Here is a 1446-nt window from a genome sequence, read left to right on the forward strand (position 1 = left end):
GAGCTTCCCTGCATATCCAATACCTGAGAATAATCTCCTGCAATCAGGTCCTTAACTTTTTGATTGATTTGCTTCAACCGAATATTATCCCGACGATTTTCTAGCAAAAGTAAGGTCACTACTAAAATAAAGCCAAGTAGAATGAGGATAAAGATAAAATCACTGGTTAAAACTGTATCTTTAATTAGTTTAATCATTATTTCTCATATAATAACCAACACCGCGACGTGTTAGGATATATTCAGGACGACTTGGTGTATCTTCTATCTTCTCACGCAAACGTCTGATGGTTACGTCAACTGTTCGAACATCTCCGAAATAATCATACCCCCAGACCGTTTCAAGCAAGTGTTCACGCGTAATTACTTGACCGATATGAGAAGCCAAGTGATACAAAAGCTCAAATTCACGGTGAGTTAAGTCTAGTTCTTCACCGTATTTCTTAGCAACATAGGCATCTGGAACAATCTCCAAGTCCCCAATTTGCAAGGGTTGAGTTTTATTTTCATCTGATTCTTGATTATCTACAGAAGCCAAGTCCGTGCGACGAAGGAGAGCTTTGACACGCGCCTGCAACTCACGATTTGAGAAGGGTTTGGTTACATAGTCATCCGCCCCAAGCTCTAAACCAATAACCTTATCAAATTCGCTGTCTTTAGCTGAAAGCATGATAATAGGTACACTACTTGTCTTGCGAATAGTCTTAGCAACTTCTAAACCATCAATTTCTGGAAGCATCAAATCCAGAATAATAATATCTGGCTGCTCTGCTTCAAATTGCTCTAGCGCTTCACGACCATTAAAAGCGGTTACAACCTCGTAACCTTCCTTGGTCATATTAAACTTGATAATATCTGAGATTGGTTTTTCATCATCTACAATTAATATTTTTTTCATATGTTCACCTTTTTCTCTACTATTATACCAAAAAAATAGCAAGAAGACACAATAGCTAGTCTTTGCTACTGTCTAAGTTGGATTGTGCATAAGCCTGCCAGATTTTTTGTTGGGGTTTGGCAAGTGGAACATCCTTGAACTCTTCTGGTGAAAGCCAGCGAACTTCCCTATCTGAAAAATCATGAAAGTCACTCACCTGACCTGCTACAATCTGTACATTCCACTTTCGATGGCTAAAGACATGCTTGACAGTCTCAAAACAAACATCAAGCCAATCAACTTCTAGGTCATAGTCCTGCTGGAAACTCTCTTCTGGACTGGGGCCAAAGTTTACACTTTCTTCTGCAACCTGATGGAAGAGGTCAAACTGCTCCTCTTGCGAAAAGTCATCTACTTCTACCAGTGGGAAATGCCAAAAACCTGCCAATAGCTTTTCACTTTCATTTTTTTCAAGTAAAAATTGCCCCTGAGAATTTTTCACAACTAAGGCTTTAAGATAAATTGGGACAGGCTTTTTCTTGGGAGCCTTAATTGGATAACGGTCCATTG

At 39.3% G+C, this 1446-nt stretch carries 2 protein-coding genes and 1 pseudogene; all 3 read right to left on the reverse strand.

Going from position 1 to position 1446, the window contains the following annotated elements; translation table 11 throughout:
- Nucleotides 1-197: pseudogene (locus QZ359_RS04860) on the reverse strand (cell wall metabolism sensor histidine kinase VicK); the annotation flags it as partial.
- Nucleotides 190-897, reverse strand: coding sequence for a response regulator YycF (yycF, locus tag QZ359_RS04865; protein ID WP_000722071.1), 708 nt, complete (start codon nt 895-897; stop codon nt 190-192). The gene yycF and the pseudogene QZ359_RS04860, both read right to left, overlap by 8 nt.
- A gap of 55 nt (nt 898-952) precedes the next feature.
- Nucleotides 953-1446, reverse strand: a 494-nt coding sequence (locus tag QZ359_RS04870) for an NUDIX domain-containing protein (RefSeq protein WP_293963418.1), incomplete at its 5' end; no start/stop codon positions are given.

It is taken from the genome of Streptococcus sp. (genome assembly GCF_019414905.1).
In the GTDB taxonomy this organism is placed as follows: Bacteria; Bacillota; Bacilli; order Lactobacillales; family Streptococcaceae; genus Streptococcus.